Source organism: Maritimibacter sp. DP1N21-5 (assembly GCF_019218295.1).
Lineage (GTDB): Bacteria > Pseudomonadota > Alphaproteobacteria > Rhodobacterales > Rhodobacteraceae > Maritimibacter.
Window position 1 is genome coordinate 1,506,858 of sequence record NZ_JAHUZF010000006.1, and the last position, 16,645, is coordinate 1,523,502.

At 62.2% G+C, this 16,645-nt stretch carries 14 protein-coding genes and 1 tRNA gene; 13 read left to right on the top strand and 2 right to left on the bottom strand.

The features are described 5' to 3' along the window. Positions 1-25: 25 nt before the first annotated feature. Positions 26-1,522 (bottom strand): lipopolysaccharide biosynthesis protein, encoded by a 1,497-nt coding sequence (locus KJP29_RS15125; RefSeq protein ID WP_218464361.1) that lies wholly within the window; start codon positions 1,520-1,522, stop codon positions 26-28. Between the two features lie 311 nt (positions 1,523-1,833). Here KJP29_RS15125 and KJP29_RS15130 point away from each other — a divergent pair, with 311 nt between their 5' ends. From KJP29_RS15130 to KJP29_RS15190, 13 genes are all read left to right on the top strand, one after another. Continuing rightward, the gene (locus tag KJP29_RS15130) at positions 1,834-2,949 is read left to right on the top strand and encodes a glycosyltransferase (RefSeq protein WP_218464362.1); all 1,116 of its coding nucleotides are present in this window, start codon (positions 1,834-1,836) and stop codon (positions 2,947-2,949) included. After that, positions 2,946-4,433, top strand: a complete 1,488-nt coding sequence (locus KJP29_RS15135; protein WP_218464363.1) for an O-antigen ligase — start codon at positions 2,946-2,948, stop codon at positions 4,431-4,433. The genes KJP29_RS15130 and KJP29_RS15135 overlap by 4 nt, the downstream gene beginning before the upstream one ends. Further along, positions 4,430-5,623 carry a glycosyltransferase gene (locus KJP29_RS15140; RefSeq protein ID WP_218464364.1) on the top strand — a complete coding sequence of 398 codons (1,194 nt, stop codon included), beginning with the start codon at positions 4,430-4,432 and terminating at the stop codon, positions 5,621-5,623. The genes KJP29_RS15135 and KJP29_RS15140 overlap by 4 nt, the downstream gene beginning before the upstream one ends. Before the next feature lie 21 nt (positions 5,624-5,644). Beyond that, positions 5,645-6,868 (top strand): polysaccharide biosynthesis/export family protein, encoded by a 1,224-nt coding sequence (locus KJP29_RS15145; RefSeq protein ID WP_218464365.1) that lies wholly within the window; start codon positions 5,645-5,647, stop codon positions 6,866-6,868. A 60-nt stretch (positions 6,869-6,928) separates the two neighbouring features. Further along, positions 6,929-9,196, top strand: coding sequence for a Wzz/FepE/Etk N-terminal domain-containing protein (locus KJP29_RS15150; RefSeq protein WP_218464366.1), 2,268 nt, complete (start codon positions 6,929-6,931; stop codon positions 9,194-9,196). Then, positions 9,180-10,064, top strand: coding sequence for a sulfotransferase (locus KJP29_RS15155; RefSeq protein ID WP_218464367.1), 885 nt, complete (start codon positions 9,180-9,182; stop codon positions 10,062-10,064). Before KJP29_RS15150 ends, KJP29_RS15155 begins: the two co-directional genes overlap by 17 nt. A 97-nt stretch (positions 10,065-10,161) precedes the next feature. Beyond that, a complete protein-coding gene (locus KJP29_RS15160) occupies positions 10,162-10,767 on the top strand; it encodes a hypothetical protein (protein WP_218464368.1) in 606 nt (201 codons plus the stop codon). A gap of 209 nt (positions 10,768-10,976) precedes the next feature. Then, positions 10,977-12,170 carry an integrase arm-type DNA-binding domain-containing protein gene (locus KJP29_RS15165; protein ID WP_218464369.1) on the top strand — a complete coding sequence of 398 codons (1,194 nt, stop codon included), beginning with the start codon at positions 10,977-10,979 and terminating at the stop codon, positions 12,168-12,170. Positions 12,171-12,177: 7 nt separating this feature from the next. After that, the gene (locus tag KJP29_RS15170) at positions 12,178-12,801 is read left to right on the top strand and encodes a hypothetical protein (protein WP_218464370.1); all 624 of its coding nucleotides are present in this window, start codon (positions 12,178-12,180) and stop codon (positions 12,799-12,801) included. Positions 12,802-13,185: 384 nt separating this feature from the next. Beyond that, on the top strand, positions 13,186-13,494 hold the full coding sequence (locus KJP29_RS15175; RefSeq protein ID WP_218464371.1) for a hypothetical protein: 309 nt from the start codon (positions 13,186-13,188) through the stop codon (positions 13,492-13,494). 257 nt (positions 13,495-13,751) lie between these two features. Next, entirely contained in the window at positions 13,752-14,198 is a 447-nt protein-coding gene (locus KJP29_RS15180) for a hypothetical protein (protein WP_218464372.1), read from the top strand. Between the two features lie 139 nt (positions 14,199-14,337). Continuing rightward, complete coding sequence (locus KJP29_RS15185; RefSeq protein WP_218464373.1) at positions 14,338-14,835, top strand: hypothetical protein; 498 nt, start codon at positions 14,338-14,340, stop codon at positions 14,833-14,835. A gap of 131 nt (positions 14,836-14,966) precedes the next feature. Continuing rightward, a complete protein-coding gene (locus tag KJP29_RS15190; RefSeq protein ID WP_218464374.1) occupies positions 14,967-15,878 on the top strand; it encodes a hypothetical protein in 912 nt (303 codons plus the stop codon). A 610-nt stretch (positions 15,879-16,488) separates the two neighbouring features. On the opposite strand, the gene KJP29_RS15195 is transcribed toward KJP29_RS15190, so the two are convergent. Next, positions 16,489-16,564, bottom strand: a tRNA-Thr gene (locus tag KJP29_RS15195). Positions 16,565-16,645: the final 81 nt, after the last annotated feature.

A 16,645-nucleotide genomic window follows, 5' to 3' on the forward strand; every position in this document is an offset into this window, starting at 1 on the left:
CTGCCCTCCTCTCTTTCTCTATCTGTCAACGACGCAGGAAACGACGGGCAAGGCTCGCGATGGCTTCGCGTTCGGGGCCAAGCGCACGGGGCCAGAACTTGTGCAGCCCGACATAGATCACGACGCCCACGCCAGCCCCGATGGCAAGGCCCGCCCATGGGGGAAGCCCGAGCGGCTCTTCCAGCTGCCTCGAGCCAAAGAGCAGGATCGCGTAAACCAAGCCGACCGCCATATGCCGCAGAAGCGTGAAGAAGCTTTGCCCGATGAGCAGGCCATGCCGAAAGGCCAGAAGCACCTGTCCTAGGAAGAAAAAGATCACCACCGCCGCCGTGGTGCCAATCGCCACGCCGGTCAGTCCGAATGTCACGCCGACGACCGCGCCCAGCGCCACGAGACCCGCATAGGTCCACTGCAACAGGGCCGCCTGATAGACCGCGCCGATAGCGCGCAACACCGTTCCGGTGAACTTGTAGGCCGTCCTGAAATAGAGCGAGCAGACCATGATCTGGAACGGCAGCACGGCAGCGCCCCATTGCCTGCCCATCAGGAAGTGCACGACCTCCTGCCCGTAGACACATAGATATATAGAGAGAGGGATCTGCGTGATCGCCGTCAGCGCGAGGGTTTTCTCATAGGCGCGCATGACCCGTGCGAAATCCGTCTGGACCGAGGCCAGCACCGGAAACAGCACCTTGTCGGCCATGTTCCCGACGAGGTTCGCGGGCTGCGACAAGAGCAGGTAGGCACGCGAGTATAGCCCCAGCGGCTCGACCCCCAGAACGCGGCCGACGATGAAGTAATCGACATTGAGCGCAGCGTAATTCCCGATCTGGGCAAGTGTCGTGCCGAAGCCGAACCGCAGCATGCCCTTGAACTTGGGATAGTCGAAGCCGGGCCGCAGCCGGTAGCCCGCGAAATGGATGAGGAGCAGCGACTGTAGCGCCACCTGCGCCATCTGCCCCGCGACCAGCGCCCAGACACCAAAGCCGAGCAGGGCAAGCACGATGGCGACCCCGGCATAGCCGATCATGTAACTGAGCACCGTGATCACCGCGAGCCCGCGAAACCCGCTTTCCCTCTGGATCAGGGCCTCGGACACGAGTCCGAGCGCGCGCAGCACGAAGAGAAAGGCAAAGACCCGCACGAGCGGCGCAAGCGCCTCGATCGCGTAGAGCCGGCCGAGCGGTTCCGCGATGGCATAGACTACGACCCCGACCAGCACGCCGGATACCAGAGTGGCCGTCGTTCCCGTGCGGATATGCTCGGGCGTTAGGACCCGTGCCTGCACTATGGATGGGGCGATCCCGATCTTGCCGAAGACTTCGGCCAGGGCGACGATGGTGGTTGCGGCGGCGACGAGCCCGAACTCGGCCGGTGTCAGCAGCCGCGAGAGGATCATGAGGACGAGGATCTTCAGGATCGCCTGAACGCTTCCGCCGCCGAACATCCAGAGGAAGTGGCCCAGTGACGAGTGGGTCAATGACTTGGGGTGCAACGGGTTCTCGGAAATTGATTCGGACATGGGTCTTGCTACATCGGTCGCGCAACGCTGCTCACAGTGCCGCGGCGCTGCCTAGCTCTTTCCCGAACCGTGACCGTTCAAGGCGAACGAGGGCGAAACTGATGAAATTATGTGCAGAATTTTCGCGGTCTCGCTTTTTCTGACCGCATCCCTTGAGGTTTCGCCGGTTCCGGCCAAAGTCTGGCGGTGTGGTCAAAGCCGCACGAGTCGCCTCCGGACCTCGTGCGCAACTGTGAACGTTCGGGATCGAACCCCGGCGGCGCCGTCGTGCGCGAAGCATTCACCGAAATGCTGGCGCTCGAAGGATGGCCATGACCGACAGACGACTGGATCTCATGCTCTATGTGGCGACGCTGGAAGGCGGCGGGGCCGAGCGCGTGTTCGTCCGGCTGGCGAACCACTATGCCGCCGAGGGACGCCGCGTCGCGCTGCTGGTCAACCGGCCCGATGGTCCGATCGCCAGGCTCGTTTCCCCTGATGTCCGGGTCATCGCCGCCGGCGGGCGCAACGCGGTGCGCAGCGTGCCCAGGCTCGTCGGCATCCTGAAGCGCGAAGGCCCGCGCGCCGTGATCTGCGGACTGACGACCGCGAACCTCGCGATGGTCATGGCGACGAAGATCGTCGAACTCACCACCGGCACGCGCCCGCGCCTCATGGTCTGTGAACGCAACGAATTCACTACGGCGTCCCGTCGGCTGCATCCTGCGAAACGCTGGGTCTTCACCGCCATGGTGCGCGCGCTCTATCCTCTGGCAGACAAGGTTTCGGGGAATGCGACCGGGGTGGTCGAGGATATCTCCCGCGTGGCACGGCTCGCGCCGGATGCGGTCTGCGTCATCCCCAATCCCGCGCCGGAGCTGTCCGATATTCAGGACGCCCGCGCCAGCGCCCCGCCGCATCCCTGGCTCAGCGACAATCGCCCCGTGGCCATCGCCATGGGACGGCTCGTGCCGCAAAAAGACTATCCCACGATGCTCCGGGCACTCGCGGGGGCCGACGAGGCGCTCCGGCTCATCGTGCTCGGGACCGGGCCTGACAAGGACAAGCTCGAAGCGCTGGCCGGGAGCCTTGGCCTCGCGGACCGGGTCGATTTCGTCGGTTTTCAGTTCAATCGGTTCGACTATCTCGCCCAAGGCGATCTCTTCGTTCTGTCGTCCGTCACCGAGGGCTTTCCCAATGCGCTGATCGAGGCCATTTCCTTTGGCCTGCCCTGTGTGAGCACCGACTGTGCCGGTGGCGGCCCGCGCGACATACTCGCCTCCACCTTCCCACAGGCCCTGAGCCCTGTGGGCGACAGTGCCGCCATGGCCCGCGCCATGAACGACGCGTTGCGCCAGCCGCCCACGCCCGAAGTCATCGCGGCCCTCGCGTCCTCCTATTCGGTCGCCCGGATCGCCGATCAGTTCGTCGCGGAGGTCATGGCATGAGGCGGACAGGCGCATATGGCTATGGTCCTTACGGCCGGTCGCCCCTCGACCGGGCCGACCCGGCCCAGGTCGCGCCGCTCAGGCCCTCGCGTCTCGCCTGCTGGGCCGCGCGATTTCCCGGCCTTCCCACGACCCGATCCGATCTGCCCGCCACGGTCTTCGCGTTGCTGGGGCTCCTCTTTTATTCAGGTTCCCTCGTCGCGCCGCTGACACCGGAGGGCGCGCAATCCTCGCCGATGGTCCAGTTCCTCGGCCTTGCCTTCGGCCTTGTCGCGGGGGTCGATGTCGCGCTCAGGAACGGCGCCCTCACGCGGCTCGCGCCCTATTACTGGCCGGTGCTCATCCCGGTGGGCTTCGTCATCGCCTCGCTCCTGTGGTCGGTGGAGCCGATGCTGTCGGCACGGCGCGCCCTTGGCCTGATCTGCGCCACCGCCTTCGGATTCTGGATGGTCGAGCGGTTCATGCGGCAGAGCGTCTTCGCCGTAATCGCAGGGGCCATCATCCTAATCGTCGCGGCCAATGTCATCTTTGCCCTCGCCGTGCCCTCCCTTGGCATCCACCCTGCCCTCACCGATCTGGGCGAGCCGAACCCTCATGTCGGCGCCTGGCGCGGGCTCTTCGATCACAAAAACGACTTCGGGCGCATGATGGCGCTCTGCGTGATGGTGCTCTGGATCGCCTTTTCGACACGCCGCAGCTGGCGCCCTGTCGTCGGCATTGCGCTGTTGCTGGGTTATGGCGGTGTCCTTGGATCGACCTCGGGTCAGGCGGCCTTTCTGTCGGTCACGGTGCCCCTTCTGGTCTACACCCTCGCCCGCCTGCGCCCACTCGCACCCTCGACGCGCGCCATGGTCATCGTCCTCGCCGTGCCTGCCCTCATCACGACCTATGTCTTTTCCCAGATCGTGGTGACATTCGTGCTCGGGCTTCTGGGCAAGGACCCCTCCCTGACCGGGCGCACCGACATCTGGCTTGGCACGCTTCAGGCGATCAAGGGCAACATGGCGCTTGGCGGCGGTTTCGGGGCCGGCTGGGGGATGGTGGGAGAACGTCTGTTCATCCTGACCGGCATCGACGTGGGACACGCGCACAATGGCTATCTCGACCTCGTTACCGATCTCGGCATCGTCGGACTGGTCCTCATGGTCGCGTTTTATGTGGGCATCTTCATCGTGGCGACGCGCGTCTTCTTCGACGATCGCGCATCAGAGACCGCGCTTCTGGCCATCGGGATCAGCGCCTTCGCCCTGATCGGCAACTGGGTCGCCTCCTTCCTGATCCTGCACAACTCGCTCTATTGGGTTCTTCCCGTCGTGGCGGTGATGAGCCTGCGCCGCGCGCAAAGACCGCATCTCGCCCTGCGTCCCCTCGCCTCGGCATCCACGACGTCGGCGCCCCTGTGGACCGTGGCACACCACAGCTACGCCCAACGTCCGACCATTCGCCATTTCCCTGCAAGCCCGAGCCGAAAGCGTTTGTCATGAGTGATGCGTTCTACGACGCCCCGGCCCCGACAACGTCCGGCGCAAAGGCTACCACGATCAAGGCCAGGCCAACCCTGACCTTCCTCATCAACTCGATGGAAGGCGGCGGCGCGGAGCGTGCTATGGCCAATCTGCTTCGCCACCTGTCCGGACACCTTCCGAAGATGAAAGTGGATCTCGTGCTCCTCGACGATCTTCCCGTGGTTCAGGACATCCCGGACTGGGTGAACCTCGTGGTGCTGGATGGGCGCGGTTCAATGCTGCGCTCTGCCAGGGTGCTTGCGCGCTACTTCCTGCGCGCCCGTCCACAGATCTGCGTGAGCTACCTTGCCCGCTCGAATGCCCTCAACGTCATTCTCTCGAAACTGATCCGCCACCGGGCGGTCATCTCGGAACGTGTCCAGACAACGAGCCACCTCAAGAGCGCCCGCGCCAGTGCGCTCTACCGCTACATCACCTGGCTGACCTATCCGCGCGCCTTCCGCGTGATTGCAGTGAGCGAGGGCGTCGCCGACGATCTGGTCGAGAATTTCGCCGTCGCGCGCGACAGGACCCGTGTGATCGGAAACCCGATCGACGGGGCCGCCCTTGCAAAGGCGGCGCAGGAGACGCCCGCCATCGACCTGCCCCCGCGCTATATCCTCGCGGTCGGCCGTATGGTGGTGAACAAGAATTTCGAGATGCTTCTCCACGGCTATGCGAAAGCCAGGCCCGAGGCGGATCTCGTGATCCTGGGAGACGGTCCGGAGCGCGAGGCTCTGGAACGGCTGGTCACGACACTCGGTCTCGACGGCCGCGTGCACATGCCCGGCTTCGTCAAGAACCCCTATCCGGTCATGGCCGGCGCCGAGGCGCTCGTGTCCTGTTCGAATGCCGAGGGGTTCCCCAACACGATCATCGAGGCGATGGCGCTTGCCACGCCGGTGATCGCCACCGACTGCCCCTCGGGTCCTTCCGTGGTGCTGCGGGGCAAGGCGCTCAAGGGCGCCCCGATAGAGAGCAACGCCCGTGACGGATTGCTGATCCGCATGGGGGCCAGCGACGAGTTGGCCCAAGCGTTGGAATTGTTCGAAGACCCGGACCGCCGTCACCAATTCGCAGCCCGTGCCCATGCGCGCGCGCAGGCCTTTGGCGTCGACGCGGTGGTCCGGGACTTTCTCGATGTGATCGAGACAAGCACGCGGACCTGATCGCGATTTCTGGGGGTAACAATGAACCGCAAACAGCCGATGAACACCGTCCGACAAGGACTCTCACCCATCACCCTGGCGCTCGCCTGCTTGCCGTTTCTGGGGGTGTTGCCGCCCACGGTCGCGTCGGCCCAGGAGTTGAGCACGGTGCAGGTTTCGCGCGGCTATCCGCTTGGCGCAGGTGACGTGCTGCGGCTCGAGTTCCTCAACCGGCCCGACATCGCCCTGAGCATCCCGGTCGAACTGACCGGATACGCCAATTTCCCCTTCGCGGGGTCCGTTCTGGTCGCGGGCCGCACGGTCGAGGAGTTACGTGCGGAACTGCCGGTGCTGCTACAGGGCGCCGTCCTGCGCGAGGAAGTCGGCAACGACATGCGCTCGAACAAGGTCGAGGGCTCCGAACTCATTCTCTCGGTGCAGCAGTATCGACCCGTCGTCGTGGCGGGTGACGTCACCGAGCCCGGCGAAGTGGACTTCTCGGTCGGGATGACCGTGCGCATGGCCATTTTCAAGGCGCAAGGGATCGGATCGCTGCGCAACGGGTCGTCGGAGTCCATCAACCTCTTCCGCACCCGCGCCGAGATCGGGCGCGTCGTCACCCGGCACGCCGTCCTGGCCGCTCTGGTCGAAGAGCGTGACGCCGTCACCGTCGACTCTCTGGTGCTTCCCACCAACACCGGGCTCTCCGCCGAAAACATCGTCGGCCGCGCCAATGCCGACCTCGCCCTTGAGCGGGCCAAGATCGAACAGGAAAAAGGCCGTGAACAGCTTCGCATCGACACCGCCGCCGAACGTGTCACCTCGTCGCGCGCCCGCGTCGAAAGCCTCGAAGCCGCGGAAGCCGATGAAATCGCCAATGTCGAACGTCTTGAGGCCCTGATGGAACGCAGGCTCGTCAGTTCCGAAGTCATGAACGATGCCCGGCGCAACAGCCTTCAGACGTCGGAGTTCCGGCGCAAGGCCAGCGACGACGCCTCGTCCGCCATGCTCGAATGGGAAGAGCTTGTCGTTACCGCCCGGATCGAGAACATCAACCGCCAGCAGCTCTGGCGCACCGAGATGAACGCGCTCGACGCCGAGCTGGACGTGCTCATGGTCGCGCTCGCCTCGGCCTGGGGACAGGACGCCACCGCGACGGTCTATCGCCAGACGGTCACCGGGGTCGAGCATCTGACCCTGCGCATGGACGACATGCTGATGCCCGGCGACATGGTCGAGCTCGACCAGACCTGGGTGGGCCAATGATACGCGCCCGGCCCACACCGCACTTCACCTCTTTGCCATGTCCGCCACGGGAGTCCCGCCATGAACATTGACCGGCTGACCATCCACGACAGCGCGGCGGCCCTGCCGCCCTATGCCTCGACGAGCAATTTCGACTTCGGTTCGGCGCTTCGTGTCCTGAGGCGCCGTGCGCGGCTCGTCTTCTGGATCACCGCCTTCTGTCTTGCCGGCGGGCTCCTTGCGAGCCTCTTGCTCGCCAACCGCTACGAATCCGGCACCAGCGTTCTGCTCGAGGCGCCCTCCCTCAATCCCTTCGGCCGGGATCAGGTCTATGGCGGCACGAAGTTCGACAACGTGACCATCGAAAGCCAGATGCAGGTCATCCGCTCGCCCATGCTTCTGTCCGAAGTGGTCGAAACCCTCGATCTCGACAACCGAGCCATCTTCTGGGACGCCGACAAGAGCGCTTTGGCCCAGAGCCTCGACAGCGCGAAGGCCTCGGTTCTGGGTCTCTTCGGGTCCATCACCGGCACGCCCGAGGCCGAACTTCCGTCCGATGCCGAACGCTTCCGTGATGCGGTGGACAAGCTGCGCGACGATGTGAGCGTCACGCGAAACGGCGTGACCTCGGTCCTGTCCATCAAGGTCATCGCGAACAGCCCCGACCTCGCCGCCGAGATCGCGAACACCGTGGCGCAGGCCTATGTCATGCAGCGCTACGACATGCGGGTGACCTCGGCGGAAACGGCGGCGGGCTGGTTCGAGACCCGCATGGAGGAACTGTCGCAACAGGCCGCCGACGCGGAAAGCCAACTCAGCGCCGCCTCGGGTCTCGGAACCGCACCGACGGCGAACGCGGGCCAAAGGGCCGATGCCGTCGCTTCCCTGCGCGAAGCGATTTCCGCCCGCATCGAAGCGCAAACCCGCTTTGACCAGACCTCGCTCGCCATGCGGTCGCAAGCGCCTCTGGGCGTTCTCCCGGCGCAATCGGGCGACGCGGCTTTCGCCGAGTTGTCCCAGGCCTATGCCGAAACGATGGACGCCGCCGAACGCGCCGCGCTCAACGCCCGGGCCGCGAACATGCTCCCGGCCCTGTTGGCCGATGCACAGGCCGCGCTCGATGATACGACACAGGCCGAAGCACAGGCCCGTTCGGGCATGACCGACGTGGCCTCGGACGACCGGTCGGCCCAGTCGGATCTTGGGCGTCTGGAAAGCGAGGCGCGCATCTACCGCGACATGTATGAGACCTATACCACCACCTATCTGCGCACCAAGGAGCAGCAGACTTTCCCGGTCGTGGACGCCTCGGTGCTCGGCCTCGCGCAGCCTCCCGAAGGCACCACGGGTCGCAGCGGCACGCAGCTTCTGCTGATCTCTGCCTTGCTCGGTTTGACCATCGGGGCCGGCACCGCGTTCGCGCGCGAAAACAACGATGTCAGGCTCAGAACCCGCGCCTCTCTCTCGCGCGCGGTCGGCGGGCCGGTGTTGGGCCTGTTGCCGCCGCTTCATCGCAGAACGGCGCTCGAAGGTCCGATGGCCAGTGACCGCCTGCCCGAAATCGGCATCCTGAAGCCGCGTGTCGGAGACGAGCCGGAGGCGTCGCAGCCGGGCACGAATGTCGTCCCGCTGCCCAAGCACCGGCTCGCGCTGGCCAAGCTGCGCGGGCAGATGTCGATGACGCTCACACAGCCGCTGTCGCCCTACTCCGAAACCGTGCGCCGCATCCGGGTCGCCTTCGACAACCACTTCGCCCCACGCCACAACAAGCGCGGTGCGGTCATCGGCTTCGTGTCCGATACCGGCGCCGAAGCGCGTTCGACGGTCGCGATGAACTATGCCGAGATGACGGCGGTCGGAGGGCTCAAGACCCTCCTGATCGACTTCGACTGGCTCGAGGCCTTCCTCAGCCGCTCGATCACCCCCGCCGCCGGTTTCGGCATGACGGACCTCATGTACAGCATGAGCCCGAATTTCACGGCGGAAGACGTCTATTGGGTGGATGAACGCTCTGGGCTGTATTTTCTGCCCAACCGTGCCGTCGGCAAGAAGGAACCGGTCGATCCCGCAACCTTCGACACGGCGCTTCTGACCAAGCTGATCGCCGCCCTTACCCGCGATTTCGACCAGATCGTGATCGACTTCCCGTCGCTTGGGGAAAGCGTGGACGCGGCCGCGCTTTCCGCGGTCGTGGACGGCTTCGTCTGTGCCGCCGAATGGGGCATCTCGGACCGCAAGGCGCTTGCCCGCCACTTCGCGGCGAGCGGCATCCCCCCCGAGAAGGTCGTCGGCGCCGTCATGGCAGGTGTCACCGAAAAGGACATCGCCCGCTATGAAAGCGCTTCCTGAGCCGGACCCCTTGCAAGAGGACGAATTGGAGAAACGAATGTTGCCATCCATAGTGTTTGTCGGCCCGACGAAATGCGGAACGACCTGGATCGACAGCTACCTGCGCAGCCGATCCGAAGTGGCCCTGCCCGTCGCGCAGAAAGAAACCTTCTTCTTCGACAAGTGCTTCGAGCGCGGACTTGACTGGTACAGCGCCCAATGGGGCGACCAATCCGGGATCGCAATCGAGGTCGCGCCGTCACTGTTCCACAAACCCGACGCCCGCAAGAACCTTGCGGCCTCGATACCCGACGCGAAGATCATTGTCGTCTACCGCGACCCCCTCGATCGGGCGATCTCGCACTACTTCCACTACCGCAAGGCCGGTGTCCCGCAGGCCTCGGTCAGCGACATGGCCCGCGCGCATCCTGACATCGTGGAGGCGGGGCTCTTCCAGAAACATGCCTCCGCCTGGGAGGCACTCTTTCCCGGCCGTGTCTTCTATCTGGAATATGCCGATCTGAAGTCGGACCCAGTCGCTTTCTGCGAGCAACTGTGCGCCCTGATCGGCATCGAGAACGTCGGTTTACCCCAACCGGCGGCGGCGGGCCGGCCAGTTAATGCTGCGTCAATTCCTCGCTCGGCGTGGGTTGCCCGGCTGGCCCGCCGCACTTCAGAAGCCCTCCGCCGCGCCGGCGGCCACGGAGTCGTCAATGTTCTGCGCCGGACCAGACTGAAGCGACTCATCTTCTCGGGCGGCGCGGGGATCGACGCGGAGAGATCGAGAGTCAAAAGCGAAATCAATGAGTTGAAGCCATTCTTGGAAGTCGATCATGAAGACTTTGTGAGCACCAGACTTGCGCGACCCGCGATTGTTGCGGCAGGATAATCTCGTTCGATTGTACTTCATGACGACCGGCGCGAGGGGACCGGGCTTGCAGGTTCCGACGTCGGTCGGGCAACGATTTGTTTGGAGGAGTTTTGACATGGATTATGCACGTTCGACGCTCGGCGGATCGCGCCCGCCATCAAGAGCCCTCGGGGCGGGCCTTGTCGCTTGCCTCATGGCCCTCGGGTCGCTCTCCGGCCCGGCCCTCGCGCGCAATGCACCCGCCTTGCAGGCGGAGCGCACATCCGACGGCAAGAACAACGCCGACCTCGTCCTGATCGCCTCCGACCCGGCGGCCCTCGTTCGGGCCTTCGCCGAAACCTGCCTCGTCAATTACCGAACCCCCGACGAGGCCCTTCCAGCCCTGGAAGGGCTCGGCCTCACCCTCACCGCAGGCATGGACGAGGGAAGCTGGGAGGTCTCCGGACCGGGAGTCATGGGCATCGTGAGCACGGTCCCCGAGATCTACTGTTCGATCCAGTCGACGGAGGTGAACCTGGACAACGCACGCAACATCGGAACCTCGCTCGCCGAACGTCTCTTCCCCGGCATGATCCAGATGGGCGCTCCGGAAGGCGGAAACGGGCCCTGCGACGGCCTGTCGATCTTCGCACCGAGGCAGCTGATCTGGATCCGCTACGCGCAGGCCGGCAATTCCGGCGAATGCATCGACGACGGCACCTCGGCGATCATCATCCAGTGAACGCGTCGCCCGCCGCGTCGCCCCCCGGCGACCAGAAATGGATGGAAATGGTGCCCCCACACGGCATTGCAGCCCTATATCTTGGGGTTTCAGCAGGTATCAGCCCGCCAAGGAAAATGCGCCCTAGCCCTTCTTTTCTTGACCCATGCTATTCCATCGCGTTTCACCATACCCCATATGTAGAGGGTGGATGAAAAGGTGGACGGAAAATGGCGCGCCTCAAGAACAAGCTCACCAATGCAACGCTGAAGGCTGCAGCCCCTGGGAAGCTCTCGGACGGTGAAGGGCTTTGGTTCCTGAAACGTGAGGACGGCGGCGCGCAATGGTTCCTGCGATATGTCGCCTATGGCAAGCGGCATGAGATGGGGCTGGGCCGCTATCCTGACGTGTCGCTCAAAGCCGCGCGGGATGAAGCCGAGAAATGGCGTGCCGTGGTCGCGGCTGGCAAGGATGCAATCAAGGAACGCGACAGGGCGCGCCGGAAGGCCCAGCGCAACCAGAACATTCTCAGCGATATCGCCCGCGATGCCTTCGAGAGCCGCAAAGCCGAACTCAAGGGCGACGGGACGGCGGGCCGCTGGTTTAGCCCGCTCGAACTCCACGTGCTTCCCAAGCTGGGCAAATACCCCGTCTCGGAGATTGACCAGCGCGACATTCGCGACACGCTCGCCCCCATCTGGCACGAGAAAGCCGACACTGCGCGCAAGGCGCTGAACCGTCTCTCAATCGTCCTGCGGCACGCGGCGGCGCTGGGCTTGGACGTGGACCTGCAGGCGACGGAGAAGGCAAAGGCCCTTCTCGGCAAACAGCGCCACGTCGCCACCAATATCCCGGCCCTTAGCTGGCAGGAGGTTCCGGCGTTCTACCAGTCGCTGAACGGCGGCGCGATTACGGAACTCGCCCTGCGCCTTCTCATCCTCACGGCGGTTCGCAGCCACCCGTTGCGGTTCCTGCACATTGACCAGATCAGCGGCGATATCTGGACCATCCCGGCAGAGGCGATGAAGGGCCGCAAAGGCGCGACCAGCGATTTTCGCGTGCCCCTGTCACGGGAAGCGCTGTCTGTAATAGATCAAGCTAGACCCTTCGCCCGCGACGGGTTCCTGTTCCCTAGCCTGCGCAAAGGCGTGATATCCGACGCCACCATGAGCCGCTTCATGGAGCGGCGCGGCATGGCAGAGCGCCCCCACGGCTTCCGAAGCTCTTTCCGCGATTGGGTGGCTGAAACCACCAATACCCCCTTCGACGTGTCAGAAACCGCGCTGGGTCACACTGTGGGCGGGAAGGTGGAGCGCGCCTATCGCCGCACGGATTTCTTGGAGCAAAGACGTGCGCTTATGGAGCGTTGGGCGGTGAGGTTAACATCAATTTCCCCCGGATTGGTCGCATTTGCCAAGGGATGAAGAGCCGATGGAATTGAACCCATCAGAAGTTTGGCAAAACAATCTGAAGGATGTCGCGGACAAGGGACGCGCGCCAACTTTTTCAGAAATGGTCTGGCTAGCCAAAGTCGCTCCCCATCTAAAATTCGCTTTCGAGAACGACCTTCACATTTCATACCGATCCACGGTCAAACGCGCAGCGCAGGGCATCGCTGTCACGCACGGTCACAATCCGACCGACATCCCCCCCGAATATCAACCGACAGATCGAACATTTAACGGTCTGGTGGAAGCTGCGCTCGAAGACCGCTTCTGGTTTGACGCTCTTCGGTATGCCATAGCTACGCTGATCGAAAACGACATACCCCTCTGCGAACAGTTCGCATTCTTCATAGCCGATGTCTTGCAGGACAAGGTCGAAATCCCAAGCAAGCGCCGTGGTCCTGACCCTTTTCCCATTCGTGAGCGTGATTTCTGGATAATCCAATTCCTCAAAGACATTGAAAAACTGGGGGGGCGGATCACCGAGAATGAGGCGACGTTCACAGAAAACACCGCCTGTCATGCAATACTCGAAGCGTGGGAAGGCACGCCAGATCTTCCCACCGCTAAGACCTTGATGAACATTTGGTCCCGGCGCAGCGACATTTGAGACGGGTTCCCGAAGTTATCTAAGTAACTCCGGGCATGCACTTCAATTTCCGGCGCGTCATGTTGGCTCAACACGTGGCAAGGGACATCTTTCATGCGCTACCTTAACATGCAGCAACTCAGCGAGAAACTTGGCCAAAGGAGCCGGTCTTCTATCATTCGTGATTATGAAGCTGGACGCCTTCCGAGGCCCACGAAATTCGGCTCTCGGCTCTACTGGATCGAAGCTGATATCGACGCGGCGATTGCCGCTAAGAAGGCGGGCTAAGACCCGCACCACCCGCGCGGATGCGCTGGGCTGAGTGCGGGAATATTCTCTGGCAAGAACTCTCCCAATCTATGCCCAGCGCCTTCGTGCCTCAAGCTCGAAGGAGCAAGACAACACATGAAACCTTCACAATCGTGGGCGCTGGCCCACTACGCGGTCCACGTCGCTGGCCGCGAACAATCCCTTATTGCCGTGAAAGGCCGCGACAGATGGGCACTCACGGAACTCATCCGGGCCGGAGACCGGGGCTGCACGCCCATAGACAATCCCGCGCCACGGTGGAGCGCCTACGTGCACAAGCTGCGCGAAATGGGCGTGCCCATCGAGACCATCCACGAGCCGCACGGCGGGCCGTTTTCCGGCACGCACGCGCGCTATGTCCTTCGGGGCGTGGTCCAGCCCCTGCAGTCGGGGGAAGCGGCATGAGCGCGTGGCAGGTGGCGCGGCTGCGCCGTGCATTGGGAATTTCCGAGAGCCACGCAAGGCTCCTGGCACAACTCATCTACGGGGAATGAGATGCAGAGAGTGAGAATCCGCTGGCACGGCGGCAAGTGGTGCGTAGACGTTCTGAGAGGCGCTGAGGCGGTCGCTGAGAGCGCTTGGCTATGTGTCGGGGGCTGTCCCTCGCTTTTCGTCTGTCTGCGACTTTCTCGGGGCGTGCAAGCGCAGGAGCGACGCGACCAATGACCCGCAAACCCTACAAGCGGGCAAAACGGGGGGCTGGGCGGCATGTCCAGCTCCCTGAATACCTGCAAGCCACCGAAGCGTGGGCGACCATGAAACCCGGTCCCCGCGCGCTCTACATTGAACTCAAGCGGCGCTTCACCGGATCGAACAACGGGCGGATCGTCCTCAGTCACCCGGACGCGGCGAGATTGTTGAACTCGGGAAAGAACACCATGACCCGCTGGTTCCGGGAACTCGAAGAACGCGGATTCATAGCGATGGAGCAAGCGCCCTATCTGGGACCGTCTGGCGTGGGCGTCGCGGCGCTTTGGTCGCTGCAAGAGATGCCAACCGTGGACGGAAAGGCGGCTCGGAAGGGGTTTGTATCGTGGAAACAAGCCCATCACGGGTTGAGACCCCGAGACCCAGTATCAAAAGGCTCGGCAGAAAAGGATTCGCATTAGGTGTGCTCGCTGGACTTGAGCTGCGGGACGCCTATCTGAACTGTGAGAACGAATGGTTAACTCGATTGGTCCAAGTTGTGGTAGAACTCTGAAAGCAAGTCAGTCGTACAATCCAAGTCGCCGTGTTGGGAGGATTCGAATGTCTACGTCATCGACCGAAGATAAGCATTCCAGCCACTTCCAACAGCTTTGGGAAAGGTTCGGCATAGCCACCACATTCATTACGTCCGCAATAGCGGTTGGCCTAGCGATTTGGACCGGCGCGCTACAGATGAAGCAGAGCCGCATTGAAGCATTAGCTGACGAAGTCGATGTTAGCTTTCGTGATGGCACTCTGGTTTTCTCCGCCTACGGCGACTTAGCGCCACGCTTGGAGAAGCTGTCTATCCTGCCAATTTTTGTCCGCCATTCGACGTATCAAACAGTAAGGGGCAACGAATACTCGTTGCCCACCGACGCACCAAGCAGGCAAGATGGCAACGACTCACTCGTCTTGAGCAATGTAATGAAGCTGGCATGCACCCCCATCGAAAATTTGAAGCTTTGCGACGACCCATCTCTTTCTCTGACACTAATGGAAGTCCGGTTTTCCGTAAGTGGCGTGGACGACATGGAAGCTGTGGAGTTACGCAACTAACTGCAGCTTGCTTTGCAAGTACGCTTGCGCTCCTTACGCCTTCATCCTCCGAAGCGCGGACCTGTTTCTCACCGTCCTTGCACCCTCTTGAATCCGCATCATGCCTAGATCCGGAACCGCAGGATGATGGATTGTTCGGCCTGTATCTTTCTTACGACACGCTCCTTGGAGTGAAGAGCTTTTTAGAAAGTGAGGACGATACTCCCGAGGAAACAGGGATTTATCACAACGTCCTGAGCCTCATTGAGACAGTGAGAACGCTCGACGGCGGTCATCTCAAGATGGTCATCGGAGGAAGGGAAGCTACTCCATGCTTTGCCTACGGGGTGGACGATGTCGAACAAACAAGCCCAATCGTAGCGTTATTGCACCCCGAGCTTGTGCCAGGGGCTAGCTTATCCTGCTTCGGACTAGCAGTGTACATACTTTCCATCAAGTCCGTCCGCGACGGGGCACTTAACTATGAAGAGGCTCTGGGTTTGGGTGGGATGGACTTGGAGGCCGTCAAGTCAGCGAAATTTGCCGCGCTCGCGTCTTTCGTCGCAAGGAGCGGTGACTCGGCTTCCCCTCCCGATCTGGAAGCTTTATCTGAACACTCCGACTTCACCTTCCAAGTCATTGATAGCATTCCAACTGGGCTTTCGCTGCCCAACTCAGAAAACTCGGCCAGTGATGGCTTCGCGGGTGCTCTTTGGGTCGCATCGGATAAGTCCGAAGTAGGCGGGGTGCTACCGGTGAAAGGAACATCGTACTACGTTGCCGTTTCGGAACGCGGCATTGCTTCATCGGAGGAGTGGCAAGTAATTCTGGGAAATGAAGCTTCAGGCTACGAAGCACCTTCAAGGATTGTCCTTACTGAGAATGGTTCAGATGATTTGCTCATTGAGAGCGGTGTCATACGAGCCTCATTGAGCGCGCTGGACATTGACGGAGTACCGGAAATCGTTCAGCTCGCCCGGCACTTTTCACTAACGCTCAATGATGTGCCTAGGGCCGCAAGGCCCTTGTTGTCGTGGTACATTCCTTTCAACTCTTCGGAGTAATTCTTTTGGCATTTTGTCGTTAGGTCCCACGCGACGATTGCGCTAGAGAACTGCATCACCAGAACTTGCGCTGAGGTTTCGCCGTGAGAATGCGTTTCAGTGCAAAAGCCCGCCCCCAAATCTGGGACACCGCGCCCCCATATAAGGGACACCTTGGCCGAAAAGAACGGCGCGCAACGGTGAAGTGTCCCCAAAGCGGGGACGCTGGCCGGGAGAAACCCTGTTCGCCCGTGTCACCAGAACGGGGACATATGTAGATATTATCAAGGGTGGCACGGGGACCAGTTAGCTCAAGAAGCCCTGCGACTTCAGAGGTCTGCCTGATGTTTCTTGCGTCGGGGGGCGCGGTTCACCGTTCCCGTCCATCCAACGCGCGTTACCCTAGGATTGCCCTAGGCCGACCATGGGCAGCGCAAACAATACGCGCGCTAGGCGGCGGCAGATCAGGCGAGGTTTTGTCAGTCCCTAAAGCCTCGCAAAGGCCTATCCCCTGCCCCTTTTTACGGCGTCCGAAAACTCCCCATCGCGCGCGCAAGGGTGGACAAATGGGTGGATCGGCCTTGGGTTAATCAGAAATTTCCAATAAATATCAATACTTTAACCAAAAAAATGGTGCCCCCACACGGACTCGAACCGCGGACCCACTGATTACAAATCAGTTGCTCTACCAGCTGAGCTATAGGGGCACTGACGCGCGATTTAGCGGCTCGTCGCCGCACGTTCAAGCATTTGTCGCAGAAAGTGGACGGGAAAGCGGAACCATCCGT

Bases quoted from the DNA above. Each gene is read 5' to 3' on its own strand.
- KJP29_RS15165 (WP_218464369.1), top strand. From the start codon at position 10,977: ATGGCGCGCCTCAAGAACAAGCTCACCAATGCAACGCTGAAGGCTGCA.
- KJP29_RS15180 (WP_218464372.1), top strand. From the start codon at position 13,752: ATGACCCGCAAACCCTACAAGCGGGCAAAACGGGGGGCTGGGCGGCAT.
- KJP29_RS15145 (WP_218464365.1), top strand. From the start codon at position 5,645: ATGAACCGCAAACAGCCGATGAACACCGTCCGACAAGGACTCTCACCC.
- KJP29_RS15170 (WP_218464370.1), top strand. From the start codon at position 12,178: ATGGAATTGAACCCATCAGAAGTTTGGCAAAACAATCTGAAGGATGTC.
- KJP29_RS15175 (WP_218464371.1), top strand. From the start codon at position 13,186: ATGAAACCTTCACAATCGTGGGCGCTGGCCCACTACGCGGTCCACGTC.
- KJP29_RS15140 (WP_218464364.1), top strand. From the start codon at position 4,430: ATGAGTGATGCGTTCTACGACGCCCCGGCCCCGACAACGTCCGGCGCA.
- KJP29_RS15125 (WP_218464361.1), bottom strand. From the start codon at position 1,522: ATGTCCGAATCAATTTCCGAGAACCCGTTGCACCCCAAGTCATTGACC.
- KJP29_RS15150 (WP_218464366.1), top strand. From the start codon at position 6,929: ATGAACATTGACCGGCTGACCATCCACGACAGCGCGGCGGCCCTGCCG.
- KJP29_RS15135 (WP_218464363.1), top strand. From the start codon at position 2,946: ATGAGGCGGACAGGCGCATATGGCTATGGTCCTTACGGCCGGTCGCCC.
- KJP29_RS15155 (WP_218464367.1), top strand. From the start codon at position 9,180: ATGAAAGCGCTTCCTGAGCCGGACCCCTTGCAAGAGGACGAATTGGAG.
- KJP29_RS15160 (WP_218464368.1), top strand. From the start codon at position 10,162: ATGGATTATGCACGTTCGACGCTCGGCGGATCGCGCCCGCCATCAAGA.
- KJP29_RS15130 (WP_218464362.1), top strand. From the start codon at position 1,834: ATGACCGACAGACGACTGGATCTCATGCTCTATGTGGCGACGCTGGAA.
- KJP29_RS15185 (WP_218464373.1), top strand. From the start codon at position 14,338: ATGTCTACGTCATCGACCGAAGATAAGCATTCCAGCCACTTCCAACAG.